We start from the raw sequence: 25,889 nt of genomic DNA, 5'->3' as shown, positions 1-25,889 counted from the left end.
CCGTCGCCACTCTGGCCGAAAGTTGGCACAGACGACCACGCCTGCCCAGCGTGACGCCCGGTCAGACCTGATCCAGCAGGTCGAGCAGGCTCCGCCCCATCACCTGCGCCGACTCGACCATGTCGTCGATACCGACATATTCGTCAGGCTTGTGCGCCAGATCGAGGATCCCCGGCCCATAGGCAATGCAATTCTTCAACTTGCCGATCCGGTCGATGTGTTTCTGGTCATAGGTGCCGGGGCTGACGACATATTGCGGGTCTTTACCCATCACGGCGCCAATCGCTTTCGCCACCGACTGCACCACCGGTGCCGACTTCTCGGTCATCGTCGGCAGCACCCGCTGAATCTCGCGCACGTCATAGTGAAAGTTCTCGCGCCGCGCCGCGACAGTCTCGAGGACGTTGAACACTTCCTCCTGAACCTCGTCGATATCCTCCTCGATCAGGAACCGCCGGTCGATCACCATGCGGCAACTGTCGGGCACACACGGGGAAGGCAGGCCGGTGTAATCGGCCTCCTGTTCGGCCTCGCCGCCATGGATCGAGTTGATGTTGAGCGTCGATTGCTTGGCCCCGTCCGGCACCACCGGCATGGTCGTCCGTTTCGAGGCCAGCAGCGGGAACAGAGAGGCCTCCATCTCGGTCATCACCGCCCCCATGTGCCGCACCGCGCAATCGCCCAGGAACGGCATCGATCCATGCGCGATCTCTCCGTGGGTCTCGATCTCGGCCCACCAGACGCCGCGATGCCCGAGGCAGATCCGATCCTTGTTCAGCGGTTCGGGTATGATCACGTGTTGCACCCGCTCGGGACTGAAGAACCCTTGCTCGGCAAGGTACGCGACTCCGCCGAAGCCGCCCGATTCCTCGTCCGCGGTGCCGCTGATCTCGATCGCACCGTGGAAACCGGGGCAGACCGCGATGAAGGCTTCGGCCGCGATGATCGACGCCGCCAACCCGCCTTTCATATCACAGGCGCCGCGGCCATGGATCTTGCCGTCCCTCACCTCTCCCCCGAACGGGTCGGTTGTCCAGCCGCGGCCCACCTCGACGACGTCGATATGCGAGTTGAAATGCACGCAGTCGCCCGGACCCGCACCGTCGCGCCGCGCCACCAGGTTCCACCGCGGATAGCGGTCGCTGTCGCCCGGCGTGCCTTCAGCTCGGATGAGCTCGGTATGAAAACCGCTCCGCACCAGCCGCCGGTCGAGGAAATCGCAGATCTCGCGGTAGTTTTCGCCCGGTGGATTCAACGTCGGGATACGAATCAGATCCTGGGTCAACGTGACCAGGTCATCCCGTCGCGCCGAAATTTCCAGCATCAGTTTCTCGGCAATGTCCATCCCATCGCTCCCTTGTCACGCGGGCACGATGATGCGCGCGGGACCGGGGCAAGCGCAACCCCGCCGGATGGATGCCAACCCACCACTGCTACCGCGCGCCGCGTTAACCCCGTCCGTTGCCGGATTCTTGCCCCACCGCGCGCCAGACGGGATGCCAGCCAGCGTGCCAGCCAGGCCGCCATACCCGGGTTTGTCCACCGCATGGTGGCGTTAACCCACGCGTTGACCCTGTGCGCTTTCAACCACGTCAGCGATCGCCTCACGCAGTCTCACGGGCCAATGCGCCGGCTCCAGCGACGGCACGACATAATCCGCGGCCGAGAAATCGTCGGCATCGGTATAGGCGCTTGGCGTCACGACCACCTCGAGTCCGGCGCCCTTGGCCGACAGAACCCCGTTGCGGCTGTCCTCGAACGCCAGCCCCCTATCGGGGGGAATCCCCAACCGCGTCAGCGCCAGTTCGAATACGTCCGGCGCCGGTTTCTTGGCTTCGACCTCGTCGCCGGCCGCGATCACCTCGAACACCTCTTTCGCCGGCTGGCCCCAGCAGCACTGGGTCAACGCTTCCACATTGGGCAGATTCGTCGTCGTCGCCACCGCGACCCTGAGCCCCGCGCGCTTGGCCGCCGCGATCAGATCGGCGACGCCTCGCCGCAACTCGAGTTCACCGCGGGCCAGGATATCGGTATAGGCGGCGGTCTTCTCGGCATGGAACAGCGCGACCTCTTCGTCCGACAGCCGCCGCGCGCCCCCAGGCAGGGTCTTCTGGAACGCCCTGATGCGCTCCTTGCCGCCCGTCGTCTTCAAAAGCTCCCGGTAGTCGGCCTGCGTCCAGTGCCAGCACAGGCCCCACGCCTCGAAGGTCGCGTTGAACGCGGTGCGGTGCGCTTCCTCTGTCTCGGCCAGAGTGCCGTCGACATCGAAGATCAGCGCCTCCAGGCTCATTCAGCAGCCACCCGGAAGGCATCCGCCGCGATCCCCGGCAGCGCCGCGAAGTCGGCGAACTTCGCCCGGTGCGGCAACTGTTCAATCGGGACCTTACGATAACCTTCGGTGAAAAGCGCGAAATCGATCCCTGCACTGTGCGCCGTCGCCGCGTCGATTTCGCTGTCGCCGACATAAAGCCGGGCCGTCGCGCCCAGATCTTCGAAAGACCTGTACAACGGCGCCGGGTCAGGTTTCTTCACGCCGATTGAGTCGCCGCCGATCACCACATCGAAGAACCGCTCCATGTCCAGGTCGCGCAGGATGTCGCGCGCCGGGGCCTCCGGTTTGTTGGTGCAGACCCCCATGGCATAGCCTGCATTCTTAAGCGTTTCCAGCACGGTCATCAGGTTAGGGTAAGGCCGCGTAAGCTCGGTGCTCGCCTGGTTGTAGAAATCAAGAGTCACCTGTGTCAGCTCTTCGTGCCGCACCATGTCGATCTGGCGCGTGCGCATCACCCGCTCGACCAGTTTTGGCAACCCGTTGCCGATGAACGACGTGATCGTCGGCAGATCGAGCGGCTCCAGATCGAGCGTCGCCAGCATCCGGTTGGCGGCGGCACGGATATCCGGCGCACTGTCGATCAGCGTGCCGTCAAGATCGAATACGATGGCCTTCACGCGCTTTCCTTCCACTTGATCGAACAGCCCATCGAAGCGATCTGGTCTTCCGGGCCACGCCCCGTCTCGGCCACCTGTTTCATCGCCTCGAACAGGTCGCGGCGAAGGTCGGCCGGGCCGGTCTCCTTGCGGCTTGCATCAAGCCGCCCGCGATACTGCAACGCTCCATCCGCGTTGAAACCGAAAAAATCCGGCGTGCAGACCGCGTCATAGGCGCGGGCCACGTCCTGGCTCTCGTCATAGAGATATGGGAAGGGATAGCCCTCTTCCTTCATCTTTTCGAAACTATCCTGCGGATAGGCTGCGACATCGTTCGACGAAATCGCGGCGACGCCAATACCGAGCTCCTTGAGCTCCAGCGCGTCACGGATGATCCGCTGCTTTACCGCCAGAACGTAAGGGCAATGGTTGCAGATGAACATGATCAGCGCGCCTTTCGGGCCCGCCACATCGGCAAAGGAATAGGTTTTCCCGTCGACACCCGGAAGGGTGAAATCCGGGGCTTGCCATCCGAAATCGCATACCGGGGGAATTGCAGCCATGTCCCTCTCCTCTCGCTGTTACATCGTGGGATTTTTCAATACGTCGCGCGAGGCGGCCCGCCAGGGCCGACGAGCGTCACGCTGCCTTGAGCGCACCTTTCGCTGCCGCGCGGATCGCGCGGATGTTCTCGCCGTAAGGCGCCGGGTTCTCGACCGAGCCGCCTTTGAACACCGCCGAGCCCGCGACGAAACAATCGGCTCCCGCGGCCACCAGCGGCCCAACGGTGTTGGGGTCCACCCCCCCGTCCACCTGGATATGGATCTCGCGATCCCCGATCATCTCGCGCACCTGGCGCACCTTGTCGACGCTCGACGGGATGAACTTCTGCCCGCCGAATCCGGGGTTCACGCTCATCACCAGCACCATGTCGCACAGGTCGAGCAGATACTCGACGGCCGACGCCGGCGTGCCGGGGTTCAGGCTGATCCCAGCCTTCTTGCCGGTCGCGCGAATCGCCTGAAGCGTGCGGTGCGGGTGCGGGCCGGCCTCGAAATGGGCCACGATCATGTCGGCGCCCGCCTCGGCATAGGCCTCAATGTAAGGATCCACCGGCGCGATCATCAGATGCACGTCCATGAAGGTCTTCACATGCGGCCGGAACGCCTTCACGGCGGGCGGCCCGAAAGTGAGGTTGGGCACAAAGTGACCGTCCATCACATCGACATGAACCCAGTCAGCCCCCTGTGCCTCGATAGCCTGAATTTCACGGCCGAAATCGGCGAAATCGGCGCTCAGGATCGAGGGCGCAATCTTGATGGAACGGTCAAAACTCATGATCCAAACCTCCTTTATGTAGGGTGCGAGAGTACACGCACCTCCCTTGCGGGCGTAGGGCGGGCTTCAGCCCGCCGCCACTTCACGGATCGAGCGATCCGTCTGCATACCGCTTGGCCATATCGTCAAGATCGATCGGCTTGATCTTGCTGGCATTGCCGGCGGTGCCGAAGCGTTGGAACCGGTCGAGGCACAGCTTCTCCATCTCTTCCATCGCGGGAATGGTGAACTTGCGCGGGTCGAATTCGCTGGGCTTCTCTTGCGCCACCTTGCGGAACTGACCGGTGATGGCCATCCGGTTGTCGGTGTCGATGTTGACCTTGCGCACACCCGACTTGATGCCGCGCTCGATCTCTTCGACCGGCACGCCATAGGTCTGGGGCATCTCACCGCCATACTCGTTGATCAAATCCTGCAGATACTGCGGCACCGACGACGAGCCGTGCATGACGAGGTGCACGTTCGGGATCTTGGCGTGGATTTTCTCGATCTGGCTGATCGCCAGCGTCTCGCCGGTGGGTTTCGAGCTGAACTTGTAGGCGCCGTGCGAGGTGCCACAGGCAATCGCCAGCGCGTCGACCTTGGTCAGCTTGACGAAATCCAGCGCCTCGTCCGGGTCGGTCAGAAGCTGGTCTTCGCTCAGCTTGCCGACGGCGCCCGAGCCATCCTCCTCCGCGGCCTCACCGGTCTCCAGCGAGCCCAGGACACCCAGTTCACCCTCGACCGAGGCCCCGACCCAGTGCGCCATGCGGGCGACGCGCTCGGTGATCTCGACGTTGTAGTCCCAGCTGGCGGGCGTCTTCATGTCCGCCTCAAGCGAGCCGTCCATCATGACGCTGGTGAAACCGTGCTTGATGGCGCTCAGGCAGGTCTGTTCGTTGTTGCCGTGGTCCTGGTGCATGCAGATCGGGATATCCGGGTACATTTCCGAAAGCGCCTGGATCATGTGTTTCAGCATGATATCGCCGGCGTAAGACCGCGCCCCGCGGCTGGCCTGCATGATCACCGGCGCGTCGCATTTCGCGGCGGCGTTCATGATCGCCAGGCCCTGCTCCATGTTGTTGATGTTGAAGGCGGGCACGCCATAGCCCTGCTCGGCGGCGTGATCGAGAAGTTGTCGAAGCGTAATGAGAGCCATCGTTCAGTCCTTTAAGCAGCAATTTCCGAGCGCATCAGAGCGGCGATCCCCGGCAGGGTCTTGCCCTCGAGCCATTCCAGGAACGCGCCCCCGGCCGAGGACACGTAAGTGAAATCATCTTTCACCCCGGCATGGATTAACGCCGAAACCGTATCGCCGCCACCGGCAACCGACACAGCCTTGCCGTTTCTCGTCAGTTCCGCCGCCTTCTTGGCCAGCTCGGTTGTCGCCTTGTCGAAGGGTGGGATTTCAAAGGCGCCCAACGGCCCGTTCCACAGGATCGTCTTGGCGGTCTCGAGCGCCGCCTTGAAGCTCGCCACCGCCTGCGGCCCGGCATCAAGGATCATCTGGTCCGACGGGCACTTGTCCGCCGGCACCAACGACATCGCCGCGCCTGCCTTGAACTCGGCGCCGCAGGCTACATCTGCAGGCAAGTGAAGCGTGCAGTCGTTCTCGGCCGCCAGACGACGGATCTCTTCGACCGTTGCCACCTGGTCGGGCTCGTGCAACGAGGCCCCCATCGGCGCGCCGTCGGCAAAGAGGAAAGTGTTGGCCATACCACCGCCGATGATCACGCCGTCCAGCTTTTTCACCAGGTTCTTCAGAACCGCGATCTTGGTCGAGACCTTGGCCCCGCCCACGATTGCGATTGCGGGGCTTTGCGGCGCCTCCAGCGCGTTCTGCAGGGCGGTGATCTCTTCCATCATCAGCGGACCTGCCGCGGCCGGCATCAGATGCGCCACCGCCTCGGTCGAGGCATGCGCCCGGTGCGCAGTCGAAAAGGCATCGTTGACGTAAATGTCCCCCAGCCGTGCAAACAGCGCGCCCAGGCCGCTGTCGTTGGCCTCCTCCCGTGAGTCGAAGCGGACGTTCTCCATCAGCACCGCCTCGCCATCCTTCAGCGCGCTGGCCGCCCTCTCGGCCTCCGGGCCCGACGAGGTCGAACAGAACGCCACATCCACGCCCAGCGCCTCGGCCAGCGTCGGGCGCAGCGCGTCGACGCTCATTTCAGGCATGACCTGACCCTTCGGCCGACCGAAATGGGTCAGGATCACCAGCCGCGCGCCCTTTGCCAAAAGCGGCTTCATGCCTTCGGCAAAGCGGGTGATGCGGGTCGCGTCGGTGACCCGGCCTTCACTCATCGGCACATTCAGGTCAGCCCGCACCAGAAGGCGTTTGCCGGCCACATTCATCTCGGAAATCGCAGGAACGGTCATATCACAGGCTCCCCATATGAACGGCGTTATCAGCCATCCGGCAGCTGAAACCCCATTCATTATCATACCACGACAGCACCCGCACCAGGCGACCGCCCATCACCTTGGTCTGATCAGCGGCAAAATTGCTCGATGCGGTGTTGTGGTTGTAGTCGACCGAAACCTTCTTCTCGGTCTCGTAGGTCAGGATACCCTTCATCGGTCCCGCAGCCGCCGCCGCGATCACCTCGTTGATGTCCTCGGCAGTCACATCCTTTGACGCAAGGAAAGTCAGGTCGACAGCCGAGACGTTCGGCGTCGGCACCCGGATGGCCGAGCCGTCGAGCCGGCCGTTCAACTCGGGCAGGACCAGACCGATGGCCTTGGCCGCGCCGGTCGAGGTCGGGATCATGCTCATCGCCGCGGCGCGGGCGCGGTAGAGGTCCTTGTGGCGACGGTCCAACGTCGGCTGGTCGCCGGTATAGGAGTGGATCGTCGTCATGATGCCCGACTCGATCCCGATTGCGTCATTGATCGCCTTGGCCACCGGGGCCAGGCAGTTGGTGGTGCACGACCCGTTCGACACAATCAGATCGTCGGCGGTCAGCATGTCCGAGTTGACGCCATGGACGATGGTCTTGTCAGCATTGGTGGCAGGCGCCGAGACCAGTACCTTCTTGGCGCCCTGCTTCAGGTGAACCGACGAAGCTTCCTTCGAGTTGAACTTGCCTGAGCATTCCAGGACCACATCGACACCCGACCAGTCGAGTTCTTCGGGGTTGTAGGTCGAGAACACCTTCATCGGGCCGTGGCCTACGTCCATCATGTCACCGTCGATCTTAATATCGCCGGCGAAACGGCCATGCACGCTGTCGTATTTCAGCAGATGCGCGATGTCGTTGATCGGCCCGGTGGCATTCATCTTCACCACCTGGATATCCTCACGGCCGCTTTCAATGATCGCCGACAGCGTGCAGCGCCCGATGCGGCCAAACCCGCTGATCCCAACCTTGACAGTCATGTCTTGTCCTCTCTCGTCTCGTCTCAGTTCAAAAGCCCACGCGCGGCCGCGGCCACGGTATCGGCAGTAATCCCGAAATGCTGGTACAGCTCGCCCGCAGGGGCCGAAGCACCAAAGCTGCTCATCCCCACGAAGGCACCGTCCGGACCAACCATGTCGCCCCAGCCCAGCCGCACAGCCGCCTCGACGCCTACGCGCGGCGCGTCTCCCAGAACCTCGGCGCGATAGGCCGCGTCCTGCGCCGCGAAAAGCTCGAAACAGGGGGCCGATACCACCGCCGCCTTGATGCCGCCCTCGGCCAGTTTGTCGGCTGCGTCGAGCGCGATCTCAACCTCGGAGCCGGTGGCGATCAGCGTCACGTCGCGCCCGCCGTCGGCCTCCCGAAGGACGTAGGCACCCTTCGCCGTCATGTTTGCATCGGTATGCGCGGTGCGCACGCACGGCAGCCCCTGGCGGCTCAGCACCAGCACCGACGGCGTCTTCGTCTCGGTCATCGCCAGTTCCCAGGCTTCCGCCGTCTCGACCACGTCCGCCGGCCGGATCACGTTGAGATTCGGCATCGCCCGCAGGCTCGCCACATGCTCCACCGGCTGGTGGGTCGGGCCATCTTCACCGAGCCCGATCGAGTCGTGCGTCATGACATAGACCACCGGAACCTCCATCAGCGCTGACAGCCGGATCGCCGGGCGGCAGTAGTCCGAGAAGACCAGGAAGGTGCCGCCATATGGTTTGAAGCCGCCATGCAGCGCGATGCCGTTCATGATCGCCGCCATGGCGAATTCGCGCACGCCATAGTGCAGATAATCGCCGCCGAAACTGTCTCGGGTGACGATTTCCATTCCCTTGGTCTTAGTGTTGTTCGAGCCCGTCAGGTCAGCCGAGCCGCCGATGCTGTTGGGCAGAGTGGCATTAACCACTTCCAGCACCATCTCACTGGCCTTGCGGGTCGCGACCTTGGGCGCATCCGCCGACAGTTGCTTGCGATAGGCGGTCAGCGCCGCCGTCAACGCCGCACCATCCACGGCGCCATGGCTTGCCTCGAACTCAGACCTTTTAGGATGGGAGGTCAGGCGGCTCTCCCACGCAACACGAGCCGCCTGACCACGCTTGGCAATTGCTTGCCATGCCTCGTAGATCTCTCCGGGAATCTCGAACGGCGCATGGGACCAGCCCAGCGTCTTGCGCGCCGCTGCAACCTCTTCCTCACCCAGCGGCGATCCGTGGGTCGACGAGGTACCCTGCTTATTCGGCGCCCCAAAGCCGATCACTGTTTTGCAGGCAATCATCGAAGGGCGTGGATCGGCCTTGGCGGCCTCGATAGCTGCCGCAATGGCCTCTTTGTCGTGGCCATCCACAGCCTGGACATGCCACCCTGCTGCCTCGAACCGCGCCTTCTGATCGGTCGAAGTCGATATATCGGTGCTGCCGTCGATAGTGATGCTGTTGTCATCCCACAGCACCACCAAACGGCCCAGCCCAATATGGCCGGCGAAGTCGATCGCCTCGTGGCTGATGCCTTCCATCAGGCAGCCGTCGCCGGCGACAACGTAAGTATAGTGATTGACAAGGTCGTCACTATACCGCGCATTGTCCATCCGCTCGGCCAACGCCATGCCGACGGCTGTGGTGATGCCTTGGCCCAGCGGACCGGTCGTCACTTCGATGCCTTTAGCATGGCCGTATTCCGGATGTCCCGCGGTGCGGTATCCCATCTGCCGGAAGTTGCGGATCTGGTCCATGTCCATGTCGTCATAGCCGAGCAGGTGATTGATCGCGTAGACCAGCATCGAACCGTGGCCCGCGCTCATCACGAACCGGTCACGGTCGGCCCAGCGGTCGGCACTCGGGTCGATATTCATGAACCGGTTGAACAGCACGGTCGCCACATCCGCGAGCCCCATCGGCGCGCCGGGGTGGCCCGAATTTGCCGCCTGCACCGCATCCATCGCCAGAGCGCGAATGGCGTTGGCCATCAGGTCTTCGGTCGAAGTCGAAATTGCCGCTTGCGTGTTCATACTTGTCTCCTCCCAAAGACCGCGCTCAGGTGCGCTTACTCTCGCTCACCAGCCGGTGCACCATCGGCGTAAAGATCAACTGCATCGCCAGATCCATCTTGCCCCCCGGGATCACGATCGAGTTCGCCCGGGTCATCCAGCTGTCATGGATCATCGAGGTCAGATAGGGGAAATCGATCCCCCGCGGATTGGCGAAACGGATCACAACCAGGCTTTCGTCCGCCGTCGGGATCCAACGCGCGATGAAAGGGTTCGACGTGTCGACCACCGGCACCCGTTGAAAGTTCACGTCGGTCTGGGTGAACTGGGGTGTGATGCAATGCACGTAGTCGTGCATCCGCCGCAGGATCACGTCGGTTACGGCCTCGGTCGAATAGCCACGTTGCGCCTTGTCGCGGTGGATCTTCTGGATCCACTCGAGGTTGATGACCGGCACCACCCCGATCTTGAGATCGGCGTATTTCGCCAGGTTCACCTCGTCGTTCACCACTGCGCCGTGCAGCCCTTCGTAGAACAGAAGGTCAGACCCGTCCTCGAACGCCGCCCAGTCAGTGAATTGTCCCGGCGGCACGCCGTATTTCTCAGCCTCTTCGTCGTCGTGCACGTAGTGCCGCGTCTCGCCGGCGCCGGTTTGGCCGTAGGTGCGGAACACGTCTTCCAGCTTGGCCAGTTCATTGGCGTCATAGGAGAAATGGCTGAAGGTGTGGTCACCGCTTTCAGTGCGCTTTTCCAGCTCGGCTTTCATCGCCATCCGGCCAAAACGGTGGAACGCATCGCCCTCGATCGACACCGCCTTGATGCCCTCGCGGCGGAAAATCTGGTCAAAGGTGCCCTTGACGGTCGAGGTGCCCGCCCCCGACGAGCCCGTCACCGAGATGATGGGGTGTTTCTTGCTCATAGTCCTTTTCCCTTATTCAGCCACGGAACAGGCCGCGTTGTCCGAACAATGCCGAGACCTCCTCGTCCGGCAGGTCGTGATAGGTTGCCACCCGGTCGACCTTCTCGGCCGAGCCGAACACGAACGGCGTGCGCGCGTGCAGCGTGTCGGCCTTCTGGTCGAGGATCGCGTCGCAGCCATCGGTGGCCTTGCCGTTCGCCTGTTCGATCAGGAACGCGATCGGCGCGCATTCATAGATCATGCGCAGACGGCCCCGCTCGTACCCCGGGCGCGCATCGCCGGGATAGAGGAACACACCGCCACGGGTCAGGATGCGGTGGGTTTCGGCCACCAGAGACGCCACCCAGCGCATGTTGTAATTGCGGTCACGCGGACCGGTGTCGCCGGCCAAGCAATCGTCGACATAAGCCCGGATCGGTTTGCTCCAGTGGCGATAGTTCGAGGCGTTGATCGCGAACTCCAGCGAGGTCTCGGGGATCGACATGCGCTCGTTGGTCAGGACGTATTCCCGCGTCTCGGGATCGAGCGTGTACATCTGTGTACCGTCGCCGAAGGTCACGACAAGCGCGGTCGACGGACCGAAGATGATATAGCCACCCGCGACCTGCTCGCGCGCTGTGCGCAGGAAACTCTCGTCAGCGCCATCGGCCGCCTCGAAAATCGCGAAAATCGTACCGATCGACACGTTCACGTCGATGTTCGACGATCCGTCCAGCGGATCAATCGCCAACGCGTAGTTTCCATCGGGATTCAGCTCGACGACATCGTCCTGCTCTTCCGAGGCATAATAGCGGACGCCGGTAGATTTCAACCGCTCTGCGAACATGTCGTCCGCGATCACGTCGAGTGCCTTCTGCTGGTCGCCTCCCAGGTTTTCCCCGACGCCGGCACCCAGCGCCCCGGCCAGCGGGCCTTTGGCGATGATCCCGGCGACGTCGCGCCCGACCTCGCAAAGTGCCGCGATGATCGGGGCAAGTTCGGCCGGCATGCGATCCACCGCAATGACCTTGTCTGTCGTCGTCATGATCCCCTCCCGATTCTGAAACTGGCAGCTGTTGTCGGGGTTGATATTCCAGAATCGAGAGGTTTATAGAATTTAATAAATTATTCTCCAGCTTAAAGGGAATTTAATGGCTAGACTCGAATCTATCACCCTGAAACAGCTCCGCGCCCTGCGCGCCGTGGCCGAGTATGGCTCGATCACGGCGGCTGCGGAAATCCTGTCGCTGACTCCCCCGGCCGTGCATACCCAGTTGCGCACGCTCGAGCAGAATCTCGACTGCACCTTGCTCGATCGCTCGTCTTCGGGCGGGGCGCAGCTCACAAACGAGGGTCGTGCGGTGCTTGATGCGGATATCACTATCGAGTCTGCGCTGGAAATTTGCTCCAGAAAACTAAGGGCTTACAAGGAGGGCCGATCGGGCCTCGTACTCTTGGGCGTGGTCTCGACAGGCAAGTATTTCGCACCCCGCCTGGTGGCCCAGCTGCGCGACGCCTTTCCCGAAATCGAGGTGTCTCTCAAGGTCTCGAACCGCGATGGTATCGTCACCGCCCTGCAGCAGCGCACGATCGAGCTGGCGATCATGGGCCGCCCGCCACGCACGCCCATCGTCCATTCAGAACCGATCGGCGAACATCCCCACGTCATCATCGCCGCCCCGGATAACCCGCTGGCGGGCGTGCGCGGCATCGCGCCGCAGCCCCTGCTCGACCAGACCTTCATCGCCCGCGAACAGGGCTCGGGCACGCGCATCCTGATGACCCGCTATCTCGACCGGATCGGCGGTGGCACACCCTACCGACTCATCGAGATGGACTCGAACGAAACCATCAAGCAGGCGGTGATCGCAGGGCTGGGCATCGCCATGATCTCGCAACACACGGTTACCGACGAGTTGCGCAGCAGGCGGCTGGTGACTCTCGACGCCGACACCCTGCCGATCCGCCGGCAATGGTACCTTCTGCACCGCGCCGATCTCGACCTGTCCCCGACGCTGAAAACCGTATTTGGCTATATCTCCGACCAGAAGGGCGCCTTCCTGCCGCAGCTCTGACGCGCCCGGGTTTTGCGCAGCCGTTGTGCGGCATTTTTTTGACCGCCACTGTCGCTGTCGTCGACGGGAAGCACTTCGGCGGCGCGGCCTGTCACGGGGTCAGAACGATCTTGCCGGTGGCGCCCCGGCCCAACACCCGTTTGAGAACCTCCGCCGCCTCCGCAAGCGGATAGCGCCCCTCGATCAGCGGCTTGACCTTGCCACTGGCATACCAGCCGAAAAGCTCGTCCATGTTCTGCGCATAGACGTCCGGCTCGTGCATGGTGAAGTTGCCCCAGAACACTCCGACCACGCTGTATTCCTTCACCAGCGTCAGGTTCACCGGCAGCTTTGGAATCTCGCCCCCGGCAAAGCCGATCACCAACAGCCGCCCGTTGCGCGCCATGAAGCGGCTGGCAGCGTGAAACGCGTCACCGCCGACCACATCGTAACAGACATCAGCGCCCTTGCCGCCGGTCAGCGCCTTCACGTCGTCCTTAAGGTTGTCATAGCCGATCACCTCGTCTGCGCCGGCCGCCTTTGCCAATTGCCGCTTCTCCTCGGTCGAAGCCACGCCGATCACCCGAGCGCCCATAATCTTGCCGATCTGCACCGCCGCGATCCCCGTCGCACCCGACGCCCCGAACACGACCAGCGTCTCGCCGGACTGCAACGCCGCCCGCTGTTTAAGCGCGTGGTGCGAGGTGCCATAGGCCACCATCAGCGCGCAGGCGTCGGCCGGATCCATCCCTGCGGGCATCTTGAAACACTGGCTCGCCGGCATCGCCACCTTTTCGGCATAGCCGCCCAGCCCGCCCTTTCCGGCCACGCGGTCGCCCACGGAAAAGCCGGTCACGCCCTCACCGACGGCCGCGACGGTGCCGGCCACCTCCATCCCCGGCGTGAACGGACGGTCGGGCTTCATCTGGTAAAGCCCCTGGACCAGCAACCCATCCGGGTAGTTCACGCCGGCTGCCTCTATCCCGATCACGATCTGGCCCTTGCCTGCCTGCGGCTCCGGAACATCATCCAGCACCAGATCATCTAGCGGTCCGAACTCCTTGCAGACAATCGCCTTCATGCGCGCATCCTCCCTTGTTGCCGTCAACCTAGAGAGAGCGGCCCGCCCCCGGCAAGGCCCGCCAGTGAAAATGCCGGAACGTCACAAACGGCAATCCACGCGGCCCTCTTGAAATCCCTTTCGGAATCCCCTCCCTGACACTAGGCTTTTGCGACAAGAACATCAGGGAGAGAGAGCCATGCTAGGCCAGATGATGCAGCGTCCGCTGCTGATCAGCGATATCCTTACTTATGGCGCCGAGATGCACCCCAAGGGCGAGATCGTCTCGGCCCGCACCGAAGGCGACATTCACCGCCAGACCTACGCCGAAACCGCCCGCCGCGTGGCTCAGTTGGCCAATGCGCTCAAGGCACGCGGGGTTGCGCTCGGCGACCGTGTCGCGACGCTGGCCTGGAACGGCTACCGGCATTTCGAGGCTTACTACGCCATCTCCGGCATCGGTGCGATCTGTCACACCATCAATCCGCGGCTGTCGGCCGAGCAGATGATCTACATCGTGAACCACGCCGAGGATAAGATTCTGTTCGTCGACACGACTTTCGTGCCGATCCTCGAGGCCCTCAAGGACCACCTGCCGCAGAACATGACCTACGTGATCATGACCGATCGCGCACACATGCCGGAAAACTCGCTGAACGCGCTCTGCTACGAAGAATTGCTTGACGGTCAGCCCGAAACGATCGACTGGCCCGAGTTCGATGAAAACACCGCCGCCGGGCTCTGTTACACCTCCGGTACCACCGGCAACCCCAAGGGGGCGCTCTATTCCAACCGATCGACTGTGCTGCACGCGCTCTATGTCGCCATGGCGTTGGGTGTCAGCCTGCCGCAGGAGGCGCGGATCCTGCCTGTGGTGCCGCTGTTCCACGTCAACGCCTGGGGCTTGCCCTATTTCGCGCCGCTGATGGGCCATTCGCTGATCATGCCCGGCGGCGCGCTCGACGGACCATCGCTGTGGAAGCTGATGGAAGAGGAACGAGTCGATTCCGCTTGGGGCGTGCCCACCGTCTGGATGGGCCTGATGGGTGAAATCAAGGCGCAGGGCCGGAAGCCCGGCAGTTTCTCGCATGTGGTCGTCGGTGGCTCGGCCGCGCCGCGCTCGATGATCGAGAATTTCGAGAAGATGGATGTCGACGTCGTCCATGCCTGGGGCATGACCGAGATGTCGCCGATCGGCACCCACGGCACCATGCCGAAATGGGTGAAAGAGCTTCCCTTCAAGGACATGATCGACAAGAAATCGATGCAGGGCCGCCGTGTTTTCGGCGTGGATCTCAAGATCGTTGATGAAGATGGCAACCGTCTACCGCATGATGGCGAGGCTGCGGGCGAACTGTTCGTTCGCGGCAACGCCATCGTCTCGGGCTATTTCAAGAACGACGACGCGTCGAAAGGCGCCATCGACGCCGACGGCTGGTTCGGTACCGGCGACGTCGCCTCGATCACGCCGGACGGCTTCCTCAACATCCAGGACCGTGCCAAGGACCTGGTGAAATCGGGCGGTGAGTGGATTTCCTCGATCGATCTCGAAAACGCTGCTATCTCACATCCCGGCATCGCCAATGCCGCCGTCATCGCCATGCCACACCCGAAATGGGACGAACGCCCGGTGCTGGTGGCTGTTGCCGCGGGCGAAGACAAACCTTCGCTCGAAGAGCTACATTCCCATATGGAAGAGCATTTCGCCAAGTGGCAGTTGCCCGACGATGTGATCTGGGTCGACGAGCTGCCGCTGACCGCGACCGGCAAGGTCTCGAAACTCACGCTGCGCAAGATTATGGCCGATTACAAACTGCCTGATCTTCGCTGAACTTCGATGCCGGGTCACGCGAACGCACGTTCGCGCGGCGGGGCCGCCCGCGCCGGAACGCCACGGCACTTGCTCCGAATGACGTTCCGTCAGGCCACTGCGCCCCTTGCACCACGGCGCGATTCCGGTGTGCCTTGGATAAGGTTCTGGGAGGAGACCGTGCATGTCCGACAATCTCGAAAGCTTCCGCAGTGACATCACCGCGTGGATCGCTGGAAACCTGCCTTCCGAGTTGCAGGGCATCGCCCGAAATGAAGAGACGATCTGCTGGGGCGGACGAAATTGGAGGTTTGCCTCCGACGCGCAGCGTCTCTGGCTCGAGCACTGCCATGCAAAGGGCCTGACCTGTCCGCGCTGGCCCACTGAATATGGCGGCGGCGGCCTGTCGCGTGACGAAGAAAAGATCTTCCGCGAAGAAATGCTCAATGCCGGCGCCCCCTCGCCGCTGGAATCCTTCGGCATCTGGATGCTGGGTCCTGCGTTGCTGAAATTCGGCACGCCCGAACAGAAGGCTGAACATCTCCCCGACATCACCGCCGGCAGGATCCGCTGGTGCCAGGGTTATTCCGAACCCGGCGCCGGGTCCGATCTCGCCAATGTCCAGACTAAGGCCGAGGACATGGGCGATCACTGGCGGGTCAATGGCCAGAAGATCTGGACCTCCTATGCCGACAAGGCCGACAAGATCTTCGCCCTCGTGCGCACCGACCGCGACGCGCCCAAGCACTTGGGCATTTCCTTCATGCTGATCGACATGCAGACGCCCGGTGTCTCCACCAAACCCATTCGCCTGATCTCCGGCGCCTCGCCGTTCTGCGAAACCTTCTTCGACAACGTTAAAGTGCCGAAAGACGGCGCCATCGTCGGGGAGCAGAACCGAGGCTGGGACGTCGCCAAATATCTGCTCACCCACGAACGCGAGATGATCGGTGGCGGCGGTGGCGGGCTGCTCTCGGGCTCGACGCTCGCCGACATGATCGGGACAATGGATGCCGACGCCGCAGCCGACCCGGTGATCCGGGCCGAAGCGATGGAACTGGAGGTCGATGCCATGGCCTTCGCGCTGACCATGGAGCGGTACCGGGATATGGCCGAGGCCGGGCAGGGCGTCGGCCATGCCTCGGCGATGCTGAAATACTACGGCACCGAACTCAACAAGCGCCGGCACGAAATCATCATGTCGGCCCGGGGCTCGGACGCGCTCGACTGGGACGCAGGCTTTGCTGCCAACTGGTTGCGCACCAAGGCCAACTCGATCGAAGGCGGCACATCGGAGGTGATGCTCGATATCATCTCGAAACGTGTACTCGACCTGCCGTCGAAGTAAGGGGAGACGAGACATGGACAAACTCCTCGACAGCGACGACGAGGTCATGCTGCGTGACGCTGCCCGCGGTTTCCTCGATGAAAACGCCCCCATCACCGCCTTCCGCGCCAATCGCGACGCGGGCCGCCCCTTCGATCCCGGCCTCTGGGCCGAAATGGCACGGATGGGCTGGGCCGGAGTGCTGGTGCCGGAAGAGTCTGGCGGCGCCGACATGGGCCACCGCGCCGCGGGTATCCTCAGCGAAGAAATGGGCAAGACGCTTGCCGCCACACCGTTCATTTCGTCGGCGGTCATCGCCGCAACCGCGCTGCGTGAAACTGGCTCCGACCGGTTGGCCGAGATCTCAGGTGGCGACGCGTTATATGCGCTCGCCATCGATGAACACGTCAAACACGCCCCCACCCGCACCGCGCTGGAAGCCAGGCAGACCGGCAACGCTTTCCGACTCTCGGGGCGCAAATGCTTCGTCGCCGACGGCAGCACGGCAAACCGCCTCCTCGTTCTCGCTCGCACCTCGGGCGCCGACGGCGAGGACCAGGGCCTCACCCTCTTCGACATCGGCGCGGATCGCGCGGGTCTCTCCCGCGCCACAGCGAACAGCATCGACGCCCGCGATTTCGCCACGCTCGACTTCGACAATGTCGACGCCACCGGCGACGACGTGGTCGGTGACGTCGACAACGGCCTCGCCGCCCTGGCCCCCGCGCTGCGCACCGGACAGGCAGCACTGGCGGCGGAACTGGGCGGGCTGTCCTCGGGTATTGCCGCGATCACGCTGGGCTATCTGAAAGAGCGCAAGCAGTTCGACCGCACCATCGGCAGCTTCCAGGCGCTGCAACACCGCGCCGCCCATCTGTTCGCGGAAATCGAGGTCACCGCCAGCGCAATCGCCAACGCCGGCCGGGTGCTGGATGCCGACCCGGAGACTGCCCAGGTCGCAGTGTCGCTGGCCAAGGCCCGGGCCAGCCAGACCGCGAAGCTCGCCGTCATGGAAGGCGTCCAGATGCATGGCGGCATCGGCATGACCGATGAATACGACGCCGGATTTTTCATGAAACGCGCCCGCGTCGGCACCGAGTGGCTGGGCGATTATGGGCATCACGCCGCCATCGTCGCCGCCGCACGGGGGGTCTGATGCGTAACGGGCTTCCGCTCTCAAACCCCGCCCCGGACCTGATCCGGGGCCTCTCCCCGCTCCCTGCCAGAGGTCCCGGGTCATGCCCGGGACGCGGCGGAACAGAAGGATAAAGACATGAGCAACATGACTCCCTCAGCGCTGTTCGATCTGACCGGCAAAGTGGCCCTCGTCACTGGCGGCGCCACCGGCATTGGCCGCATGGCCACCGAAGGCCTCGCCGCCGCCGGCGCCCGCGTCATCATCTGTTCACGCAAGGCTGATGCCTGCGAAGCGGTGGCAAACGAGATCAACGCCATCGGTCTGCCGGGCTCTGTCGAAGGCTTCGGGGGTGACGTGGCAACGGAAGAGGGCATCGACGCCATCGTCGCCGAAGTCGGCAAGCGTACCGACAAGCTGCATATCCTGATGAACAACGCCGGCCGCACCTGGGGGGCGCCCTTGGGCGAACATCCCTATGACGCCTGGAACAAGCTTCTGTCGCTGAACGTCACCGGCATGTTCCACCTCACGCAACAGCTCCTGCCGTTGCTGCGCAAGGCCGCCAAACCCGAAGATCCCGCCCGAATCGTCAACGTGGGCTCGGTCATGGGTGACATTCCCAAAGGTACCAAGACCTACTCCTATGCGGTGTCGAAAGGCGCCGTGCACCATATGACCCGGGTGCTGTCGAACGACCTCTCGCCCGAGCACATCACCGTCAACGCCATCGCTCCGGGCCCGTTCGTGTCGAAAATGACCGCCTTCGCCATCGCCACCAAGGAAGGCCAGGACGTTGCCGCCAAGGGCGTGCCGCTGGGCCGGGTCGGCCGCCCCGAGGATGTCGCGGGGGCGCTGCAATATCTCTGCGGCCGCGGCGGCTCCTACCTTTCGGGCGCCATCCTGCCGCTCTCTGGCGGCATGCAGTCCAAGGCCCAGCCCGGCATCTTCAACGAGGATCTCTGAGATGGGCAAGATCCTGACTCTCGACGAAATGCGCGCGCTCGTGGGCCACAAGATGGGCACGACAAGCTGGTATCTGATTGACCAGGATCGCATCGACAAGTTCGCCGATGTCACCGAGGACTGGCAATTCATCCATGTCGAACCGGAAGCCGCCAAGGAAACCCCCTTCGGAACCACCATCGCCCACGGCTTCCTGACCCTTTCTATGCTGTCGGCCATGGTTTATGAAATGCCGGTGATCGAAGGTGTCGAAATGGGTGTGAACTATGGCTTCGACAAAATCCGGTTTCTGTCGCCCGTGCCCGCAGGCAGCCGCATCCGGGGCCATTTCACACTGACGAAACTGGATGAAAGCCGCCCCGGATTCGTTACCAGCTATACGACGGTCGAAGTCGAAATCGAAGGACAGGATAAACCCGCGCTGGTCGCCGACTGGATCGGCCGGCGCTATTTCGGAGAAAACCCATGACAGTACGTTTTGACGGACGCGTTGCCATCGTCACTGGCGCCGGCGTTGGTCTCGGCCGCTCCCATGCCCTTGGACTCGCCGCCCGCGGCGCCAAAGTCGTGGTCAACGATCTCGGCGCCGCGCGCGACGGCTCGGGCGGGTCAAGTGATGCCGCCATGGCTGTGGTCCATGAGATCCGCGAGGCCGGCGGCCACGCCATCGCCAACGGCGCCAACGTCGCCGATGCCGATCAGGTGCAAGCCATGGTCGACGCGGCCATCGCCGAGTTTGGTCATGTCGACATCCTGGTGAACAATGCCGGCATTTTGCGCGACAAGACTTTCGCCAAGATGCATCTTGAGGATTTCCAGGCGGTCATGGACGTGCACCTGATGGGCGCGGTGAACTGCACCCATGCCCTTTGGCGCCACATGATCGAACGCGAATACGGCCGCATCGTCTTCACCACCTCGGCCTCGGGCCTTTACGGCAATTTCGGCCAGTCGAACTACGGTGCCGCGAAAACCGCGATGCTGGGGCTGATGAACGTCCTGCACCAGGAAGGCCACCGCAAGGGCATCTGCGTCAACATGCTCGCCCCTACCGCCGCCACTCGCATGACCCAGGAACTGCTCCCGGCCGAGGTGCTTCCGCTTCTCAGGCCTGAAACCATCACCCCGGGCCTTCTGGCCCTGGTGTCCGAGGACGCACCCAGCCGGATGATCCTCGGTGCCGGCGGCGGCTGTTTTGCCGAAACAAAGATCTATGAAACCTCCGGCGTGGCGCTGCCCGACGACGAGCTCACCCCCGAGGCCGTCGTCGCCAACATGGCCCGGATCCGCGACCCCGAAGGCCAAAGGGAAATGCCTGGCGCCTTCGACCAGACCAACAAATATATCCAGATGGCCGCAAACCTGCGCGGCATCTCGCTTGAGAAAAAGGACTAAACCCATGCGCGAAGCACTCATCGTCTCCACCGCCCGCACCCCGATCGGCAAAGCCTATCGCGGCGCCTTCAATGCCACCTCGGCGCAAACCCTGATCGGCCATGCCGTTTCCAACGCCGTCTCCCGCGCCGGCCTCGATGGCTCAGAAGTCGAAGACTGCATCGTCGGCGCCGCGCTTCAGCAGGGCTCGACCGGCGGCAATATTGGCCGCCAGGCGGTGATCCGCGCCGGCTTGCCAGTGACGGTCGCCGGTATGTCGCTCGACCGTCAGTGTTCTTCGGGCATGATGGCGATTGCCACCGCAGCCAAGCAGGTGGTGCATGACGGCATGGATATCGCCATCGGCGGTGGGGTCGAGTCCATCAGCCTCGTGCAGAACGAAAAGATGCGCGTCGACCATCTAGCCGACGAATGGATCAAGCAGAACAAGCCGGCGCTCTACATGACCATGCTGGAAACCGCCGAAACCGTGGCCGAACGCTATGGCGTGTCGCGCGAAGACCAGGACGCTTACGCGCTGCAATCGCAACAGCGCACCGCCGCCGCGCAAGAGGCCGGCAGGTTCGATGACGAGATCGTGCCACTGACCACCACCATGGGCGTGATGGACAAGGAAACCAAGGAGGTGTCCTTCCACGAGGTCACGCTGGAGAAGGACGAAGGCAACCGCCCCGGCACCACGCTGGAAAACCTCCAAGGCCTGCAACCGGTCTTCAAGAACGGCCAGGTGATCAAGGAAGGCAAATACATCACCGCCGGCAACGCCTCGCAGTTGTCGGATGGCGCTTCCGCCGCCGTGGTGATGGAAGGCAAGGAGGCCGAGAAGCGCGGTCTGGAACCGCTGGGCCGGTATGTCGGCGTGATGGCTGCCGGGTGCGAGCCTGACGAGATGGGCATTGGCCCGATCTACGCCGTGCCGAAACTGCTGAAAGCCCACGGCCTGACGATGGACGACATCGACCTGTGGGAGCTGAACGAAGCCTTCGCAAGTCAAGTCCTGCAATCTGCTCGCGTTCTCGGCATCCCCAACGAGATCCTGAACGTAGACGGAGGCGCCATCTCGATCGGCCACCCCTACGGCATGTCTGGCGCACGCATGGTCGGCCACGCGCTGATAGAAGGCAAACGCCGTGGCGCGAAATACGTCGTCTGCACCATGTGCGTCGGCGGCGGCATGGGCGCCGCAGGCCTGTTCGAGGTTCTGTGACAAAAAAGGCGGGCTGAAGCCCGCCCTACCCCATCCACAAACGTAGGCCGGGCTTCAGCCCGGCTTCCCCTACCAAGATGAACGGACCATGACTCTCCCCACGCAACTGCAATCCTTGCGCATCCCGGTGATCGGTGCCCCACTCTTCATCATCTCCAACCCCGATCTTGTCATCGCCCAGTGCAAGGCCGGCATCGTCGGGTCCTTCCCGGCGCTGAACGCCCGCGAAAAAGACGGCGAGCCGATCATGCTGGAGTCATGGCTCAAGCGCATCACCGAGGAACTCGACGCCCATAACCAGGCTAATCCGGACAATCCCGCGGCTCCTTTCGCGGTCAACCAGATCGTCCACCGCTCCAACACGCGGCTGGAACGCGACTTGGAGATTTGCGCCAAGTGGAAAGTACCGATCTGGATCACCTCTCTCGGTGCCCGGGTCGAGGTCAACGAGGCTGCCCATTCCTGCGGTGGCGTCACCCTGCACGACATCATCAACAACACCTTTGCAAAGAAGGCCATCGAAAAAGGTGCCGACGGTCTCATCGCCGTTGCTGCCGGCGCCGGCGGTCACGCGGGCGCCCAATCGCCGCTCGCGCTGATTAGCGAAATTCGCGAATGGTTCGACGGGCCGGTGGCCCTGTCCGGCGCCATCGCCAATGGCCGCTCAATCCTCGCCGCCCGCGCGATGGGGGCCGACTTCGCCTATATCGGCTCGCCCTTCATCGCCACCGAGGAAGCCAACGCGCAGCCCGAATACAAGGACATGATCGTCGCTTCGGGCGCCGAAGACATCGTCTATTCCAACCTCTTCACCGGCGTGCACGGCAATTACCTCAAACCCTCCATCGCCCGCGCGGGGATGGATCCCGACAATCTCGAACGATCCGACCCGTCAAAAATGAATTTCGGCGCCAACCGGGAAAAACCGAAAAGCTGGAAAGAAATCTGGGGCTCAGGCCAAGGCATCGGCGCGGTCAAGGAAATCGTGCCCGCCGCTCGGCTGATCGACCGTCTGGCAAACGAGTATGCTGCCGCTTACAAGGAGCTCTGCAGTGCCTGAGCTCTACCTCATCCGCCACGCCCAGGCCTCGTTCGGGGCGGCGAACTACGACAAGCTCTCCGGACTCGGACACGAGCAATCCCGCGAACTGGGTCGCGCGCTCAAAGATCAGGGCGTCATCCCGACTGCCTTCTTCATCGGCGACATGATGCGCCACCGGGAAACGCTGGAAGGTATCCTCGAAGGACTAGCCACGACAGGCGAACCGGAAATTCACGCCGGCCTCAACGAGTTCGACTTCACCAACCTGCTCGATGCCAAATACGCCGACGGCACCGGCCCCGAAAACATGCACACCGAGCGCAAGGCGCATTTCCGCACCCTGCGCGACACGGTGCTGGAATGGGAACAGGGCGGCATCCCGGACGCCAAGGAATCCTGGGCCGACTTCACCAACCGCGTCGAAGCCGCACGCCAGACGATCATGACTCCTGATCACCAGACCGTGCTTGCCATCTCCTCCGGCGGCGCCATCGCCCGCATGATCTCATCCCTTCTCAACTGCGGTCCCGGCCAGCAGATCAAGCTGCAACTGCAGATGAAGAATTGCGCCGTAAACCGTTTCGTCTACTCTGCGAAGTCGGTCTACCTGCACGGGTTCAACGAAACCCCCCATATCAACGCCGCCAATCAAGAGCGGCTTCTGACCTATAGCTAAGGGAGGGCTCCATGAGCGAAAACGCCGCCGCCCAACTCGACACCGACGCCGTCGAACGCTACCTCTCCGACACCCTGCCGAGCTTCCGCGGCCCTATCGAGCTGCACAAGTTCTCGGTTGGCCAGTCTAACCCGACCTTCAGGCTGACCACGCCTTCCGGCAGGTACGTTCTGCGCCGCAAACCGCCAGGGGTGCTGCTGAAATCCGCCCATGCTGTCGACCGCGAGTTCCGCGTACAAAAAGCCCTGGCCGGCACCGACGTGCCGGTGGCCAAAATGCATCTTCTGTGCGAGGACGATGACGTCATCGGTTCGGCCTTCTACGTCATGGATTGCATCGACGGCCGCCGCTTCGACGATCCGGCGCTGCCGGAGCTGGAGAAAGACCAACGCCGCCCGGTGATCGATGAAATGAATCGCGTCCTCGCCGCTATCCACGAGGTCGATATCGAGGCGGTAGGTCTCGCCGACTACGGCCCGCCCGGAAATTACTACGAGCGCCAGATTGGCCGGTGGGCCAAGCAGTACGAAGCCAGCAAAACCGATGACATCCCGGAAATGGATGCGCTGTCGCAATGGCTGCAGTCGAACATCCCGGAAGACGATGGACAGCGCACGCTCGTCCATGGCGACTACCGCATCGACAACATGCTCTGGCACCCGACCGAACCGCGTGTCCTTGCGGTCCTTGATTGGGAACTGTCCACCATCGGCCACCCCTATGCAGATCTCGCCGCCGTCATTATGCAATGGCAGATGCCCAACGGCGCCGAGGGCCGCGGATTGGCAGGAATTGACCGGGCCGCCCAAGGGCTGATGTCCGACGAGGATTTCATCGCCCACTATTGCGAGCGCCGCGGTATCCCGGGCATCCCGGACTTCGGCTTCTACCTCGCGTTCACCTTCTTCCGCATGGGCGGCATCCTGCAAGGCGTGCTGAAACGCGCCATCGACGGCAATGCTTCCAATCCAGAGCGCGCGCGCAAGCTGGGGGGATACGTGCCTCGATTCGCGCAGGCCGGGCTGGACGCGGCAAAGACGGTGTGATCATGGAAGATTCCTTTCGCGAGCCGCCCTATCCGTTTCAGGCTCATCTCGGCTTCACTATAGCCGACTGGTCGGACAACTACTGCCGCGTCGAACAGCCCATGGTGCCTCATATCGGCAACCGTTACGGCATTCCCCATGGCGGCGTGCATGCTACGCTTCTTGACACAGCCATGGGGTTCGCCGTCTGCTTCACCGGCGATCCGGAAAAGAAACAGCTGGTGATGACCCTGTCGCTCAACGTCAACTATCTGGGCGTTGCCAGCGGTGCACATCTCATCGCCGAAGGGCGCAAGACCGGCGGCGGCAAATCAACCGCCTTCGCCGAAGGCGAAATCAAGGACGAAAACGGCAACCTGATTGCCACCGCGACCGGTGTTTTCCGCTATCGCGGCACCTTTAAGGGAGAGACGACATGACCGACCAAATGAACTGCATCACACTGGCCGCACGGCCTCAAGGCGCCCCCAAGGACAGCGATTTCAAGCTCGAAATGCGCGATATACCGACCCCGGGCGACGGTGAGGTGCTGGTCCGCGTCCACTACATGTCGCTCGACCCTTACATGCGCGGGCGGATGGACGACGCAAAGTCCTATGCCGAACCGGTGCCGATCGGCGGTATCATGGAAGGCGGCGGCGTGGGCGAGGTGATCGCCTCGAACCATCCGCAGTTCTCGACCGGCGACATGGTGTTCGGCATGTTCGGCTGGACGACCCACGGGGTGCAGCACGGGACCATGCTGCGCAAGCTGCCTGACGGGATGCCAATCACCACGGCGCTCGGAGTGCTCGGCATGCCCGGCTTCACTGGTTGGTACGGCCTGACCGAGATCGGCAAGCCGAAGGAAGGTGAAACCCTCGTCGTTGCCGCCGCCACCGGACCGGTCGGCTCGATGGTGGGCCAGATTGCCAAGTCACGCGGGTTGCGCACCGTCGCCATCGCCGGAGGGGCTGAAAAATGCAAACTCGCCACCGCCACCTTCGGGTTTGACGCCGCCATCGACCACCGCGCCTTCGACGACGCTCGGAGCCTGCGCAAGGCCATTGCCGAAGCCGCGCCCGACGGCATCGACATCTATTTCGAGAATGTCGGTGGCAAGGTATTCGAAGCGGTGCTGCCGCTGATGAATCGCTTCGGCCGCATTCCGGTCTGCGGCATGATCTCCGGCTATAACACCGGCGCACTCGGCGGCACTGCCGGGGAAGGCCCCGACAAGTTCCCGGTCTTCTGGCGCACGCTGCTGGTCAAACACCTTCTGGCACAGGGGTTCATCATCTCCAATCACTGGGACCGTTTCGCCGAATTCGTAGGCGAGGTCGCCCCGCTCGTGGCCAGCGGAAAGATTGCCTATCTCGAAGACATCGCTGAAGGGCTCGACAATGCACCCGGTGCTTTCATGGGCCTGCTCGAAGGCCGCAATGTCGGAAAACAGATCGTGAAACTGATCTGACGCGGCGGAAAAATCATTCTGTCCGGCCCACGGGTTTTCCGTGAAAATCCGTTGCCACATTCCTGCCACAATCACCCATCTTGGGGGCGTTTCCCGACGCGCCCCAAGATGTGGAAAAACAGCGCGCCTATCCTTTTGAAATCTAAACTTTAATTAGAAGACCGCCCGTGCTAGGCTGTTAATTAGCAGAACAAGCCAGCCGGAA

General features: G+C 62.9%; 25 protein-coding genes. 13 read left to right on the top strand and 12 right to left on the bottom strand.

The window, feature by feature from the left end; genetic code table 11:
• Positions 1–61: 61 nt before the first annotated feature.
• The 11 genes from NO357_RS06825 to NO357_RS06775 form a co-directional block, all read right to left on the bottom strand.
• The gene (locus NO357_RS06825; RefSeq protein ID WP_306734888.1) at positions 62–1,345 is read right to left on the bottom strand and encodes an acetylornithine deacetylase/succinyl-diaminopimelate desuccinylase family protein; all 1,284 of its coding nucleotides are present in this window, start codon (positions 1,343–1,345) and stop codon (positions 62–64) included.
• Positions 1,346–1,555: 210 nt separating this feature from the next.
• Entirely contained in the window at positions 1,556–2,290 is a 735-nt protein-coding gene (locus NO357_RS06820) for an HAD-IA family hydrolase (RefSeq protein WP_306734887.1), read from the bottom strand.
• Positions 2,287–2,949, bottom strand: coding sequence for a phosphoglycolate phosphatase (gene gph / locus NO357_RS06815; protein ID WP_306734886.1), 663 nt, complete (start codon positions 2,947–2,949; stop codon positions 2,287–2,289). Before gph ends, NO357_RS06820 begins: the two co-directional genes overlap by 4 nt.
• The gene (locus NO357_RS06810) at positions 2,946–3,491 is read right to left on the bottom strand and encodes a thioredoxin family protein (protein ID WP_306734885.1); all 546 of its coding nucleotides are present in this window, start codon (positions 3,489–3,491) and stop codon (positions 2,946–2,948) included. Before NO357_RS06810 ends, gph begins: the two co-directional genes overlap by 4 nt.
• A gap of 76 nt (positions 3,492–3,567) precedes the next feature.
• The gene (gene rpe, locus NO357_RS06805) at positions 3,568–4,266 is read right to left on the bottom strand and encodes a ribulose-phosphate 3-epimerase (protein ID WP_306734884.1); all 699 of its coding nucleotides are present in this window, start codon (positions 4,264–4,266) and stop codon (positions 3,568–3,570) included.
• A gap of 82 nt (positions 4,267–4,348) precedes the next feature.
• Positions 4,349–5,404, bottom strand: a complete 1,056-nt coding sequence (fba, locus tag NO357_RS06800) for a class II fructose-bisphosphate aldolase (protein ID WP_306734883.1) — start codon at positions 5,402–5,404, stop codon at positions 4,349–4,351.
• An 11-nt stretch (positions 5,405–5,415) separates the two neighbouring features.
• The gene (locus NO357_RS06795; RefSeq protein WP_306734882.1) at positions 5,416–6,621 is read right to left on the bottom strand and encodes a phosphoglycerate kinase; all 1,206 of its coding nucleotides are present in this window, start codon (positions 6,619–6,621) and stop codon (positions 5,416–5,418) included.
• Position 6,622: 1 nt separating this feature from the next.
• Positions 6,623–7,621: a type I glyceraldehyde-3-phosphate dehydrogenase gene (gene gap / locus NO357_RS06790; RefSeq protein WP_306734881.1), complete on the bottom strand. Its 999-nt coding sequence runs from the start codon at positions 7,619–7,621 to the stop codon at positions 6,623–6,625.
• 23 nt (positions 7,622–7,644) lie between these two features.
• A complete protein-coding gene (gene tkt, locus NO357_RS06785) occupies positions 7,645–9,636 on the bottom strand; it encodes a transketolase (protein ID WP_306734880.1) in 1,992 nt (663 codons plus the stop codon).
• Positions 9,637–9,661: 25 nt separating this feature from the next.
• The gene (locus tag NO357_RS06780; RefSeq protein ID WP_306734879.1) at positions 9,662–10,534 is read right to left on the bottom strand and encodes a phosphoribulokinase; all 873 of its coding nucleotides are present in this window, start codon (positions 10,532–10,534) and stop codon (positions 9,662–9,664) included.
• Between the two features lie 16 nt (positions 10,535–10,550).
• Positions 10,551–11,558, bottom strand: coding sequence for a class 1 fructose-bisphosphatase (locus tag NO357_RS06775; RefSeq protein WP_306734878.1), 1,008 nt, complete (start codon positions 11,556–11,558; stop codon positions 10,551–10,553).
• 106 nt (positions 11,559–11,664) lie between these two features.
• Here NO357_RS06775 and cbbR point away from each other — a divergent pair, with 106 nt between their 5' ends.
• Positions 11,665–12,588: a LysR family regulator CbbR gene (gene cbbR, locus NO357_RS06770; protein WP_306734877.1), complete on the top strand. Its 924-nt coding sequence runs from the start codon at positions 11,665–11,667 to the stop codon at positions 12,586–12,588.
• 91 nt (positions 12,589–12,679) lie between these two features.
• Here cbbR and NO357_RS06765 read toward each other — a convergent pair whose 3' ends face one another.
• On the bottom strand, positions 12,680–13,648 hold the full coding sequence (locus tag NO357_RS06765; protein WP_306734876.1) for an NADPH:quinone oxidoreductase family protein: 969 nt from the start codon (positions 13,646–13,648) through the stop codon (positions 12,680–12,682).
• Positions 13,649–13,826: 178 nt separating this feature from the next.
• Here NO357_RS06765 and NO357_RS06760 point away from each other — a divergent pair, with 178 nt between their 5' ends.
• From NO357_RS06760 to curA, 12 genes are all read left to right on the top strand, one after another.
• Positions 13,827–15,458 (top strand): long-chain-fatty-acid--CoA ligase, encoded by a 1,632-nt coding sequence (locus tag NO357_RS06760; protein WP_306734875.1) that lies wholly within the window; start codon positions 13,827–13,829, stop codon positions 15,456–15,458.
• Positions 15,459–15,621: 163 nt separating this feature from the next.
• Entirely contained in the window at positions 15,622–16,785 is a 1,164-nt protein-coding gene (locus NO357_RS06755; protein WP_306734874.1) for an acyl-CoA dehydrogenase family protein, read from the top strand.
• A gap of 13 nt (positions 16,786–16,798) precedes the next feature.
• Positions 16,799–17,920, top strand: coding sequence for an acyl-CoA dehydrogenase family protein (locus NO357_RS06750; protein ID WP_306734873.1), 1,122 nt, complete (start codon positions 16,799–16,801; stop codon positions 17,918–17,920).
• A gap of 126 nt (positions 17,921–18,046) precedes the next feature.
• Positions 18,047–18,865 (top strand): SDR family NAD(P)-dependent oxidoreductase, encoded by an 819-nt coding sequence (locus tag NO357_RS06745; protein ID WP_306735539.1) that lies wholly within the window; start codon positions 18,047–18,049, stop codon positions 18,863–18,865.
• A 1-nt stretch (position 18,866) separates the two neighbouring features.
• Positions 18,867–19,334, top strand: coding sequence for a MaoC family dehydratase (locus tag NO357_RS06740; RefSeq protein ID WP_306734872.1), 468 nt, complete (start codon positions 18,867–18,869; stop codon positions 19,332–19,334).
• The gene (locus NO357_RS06735; protein WP_306734871.1) at positions 19,331–20,260 is read left to right on the top strand and encodes an SDR family NAD(P)-dependent oxidoreductase; all 930 of its coding nucleotides are present in this window, start codon (positions 19,331–19,333) and stop codon (positions 20,258–20,260) included. Before NO357_RS06740 ends, NO357_RS06735 begins: the two co-directional genes overlap by 4 nt.
• 4 nt (positions 20,261–20,264) lie before the next feature.
• A complete protein-coding gene (locus tag NO357_RS06730) occupies positions 20,265–21,467 on the top strand; it encodes an acetyl-CoA C-acyltransferase (RefSeq protein WP_306734870.1) in 1,203 nt (400 codons plus the stop codon).
• 88 nt (positions 21,468–21,555) lie between these two features.
• Positions 21,556–22,527, top strand: coding sequence for an NAD(P)H-dependent flavin oxidoreductase (locus NO357_RS06725; RefSeq protein WP_306734869.1), 972 nt, complete (start codon positions 21,556–21,558; stop codon positions 22,525–22,527).
• Positions 22,520–23,185 carry a histidine phosphatase family protein gene (locus tag NO357_RS06720; RefSeq protein WP_306734868.1) on the top strand — a complete coding sequence of 222 codons (666 nt, stop codon included), beginning with the start codon at positions 22,520–22,522 and terminating at the stop codon, positions 23,183–23,185. Before NO357_RS06725 ends, NO357_RS06720 begins: the two co-directional genes overlap by 8 nt.
• A gap of 11 nt (positions 23,186–23,196) precedes the next feature.
• Positions 23,197–24,231, top strand: a complete 1,035-nt coding sequence (locus NO357_RS06715; protein ID WP_306734867.1) for a phosphotransferase — start codon at positions 23,197–23,199, stop codon at positions 24,229–24,231.
• A gap of 2 nt (positions 24,232–24,233) precedes the next feature.
• Positions 24,234–24,650: a PaaI family thioesterase gene (locus NO357_RS06710; RefSeq protein ID WP_306734866.1), complete on the top strand. Its 417-nt coding sequence runs from the start codon at positions 24,234–24,236 to the stop codon at positions 24,648–24,650.
• Positions 24,647–25,684 carry an NADPH-dependent curcumin/dihydrocurcumin reductase gene (gene curA, locus NO357_RS06705; protein ID WP_306734865.1) on the top strand — a complete coding sequence of 346 codons (1,038 nt, stop codon included), beginning with the start codon at positions 24,647–24,649 and terminating at the stop codon, positions 25,682–25,684. The genes NO357_RS06710 and curA overlap by 4 nt, the downstream gene beginning before the upstream one ends.
• Positions 25,685–25,889: the final 205 nt, after the last annotated feature.

Source organism: Marimonas arenosa (assembly GCF_030848945.1).
Classification (GTDB): Bacteria; Pseudomonadota; Alphaproteobacteria; order Rhodobacterales; family Rhodobacteraceae; genus Marimonas; species Marimonas arenosa.
The sequence above is the reverse complement of the archived record's forward strand: the minus strand, read 5'-3'. Positions and strand labels throughout refer to the sequence as shown.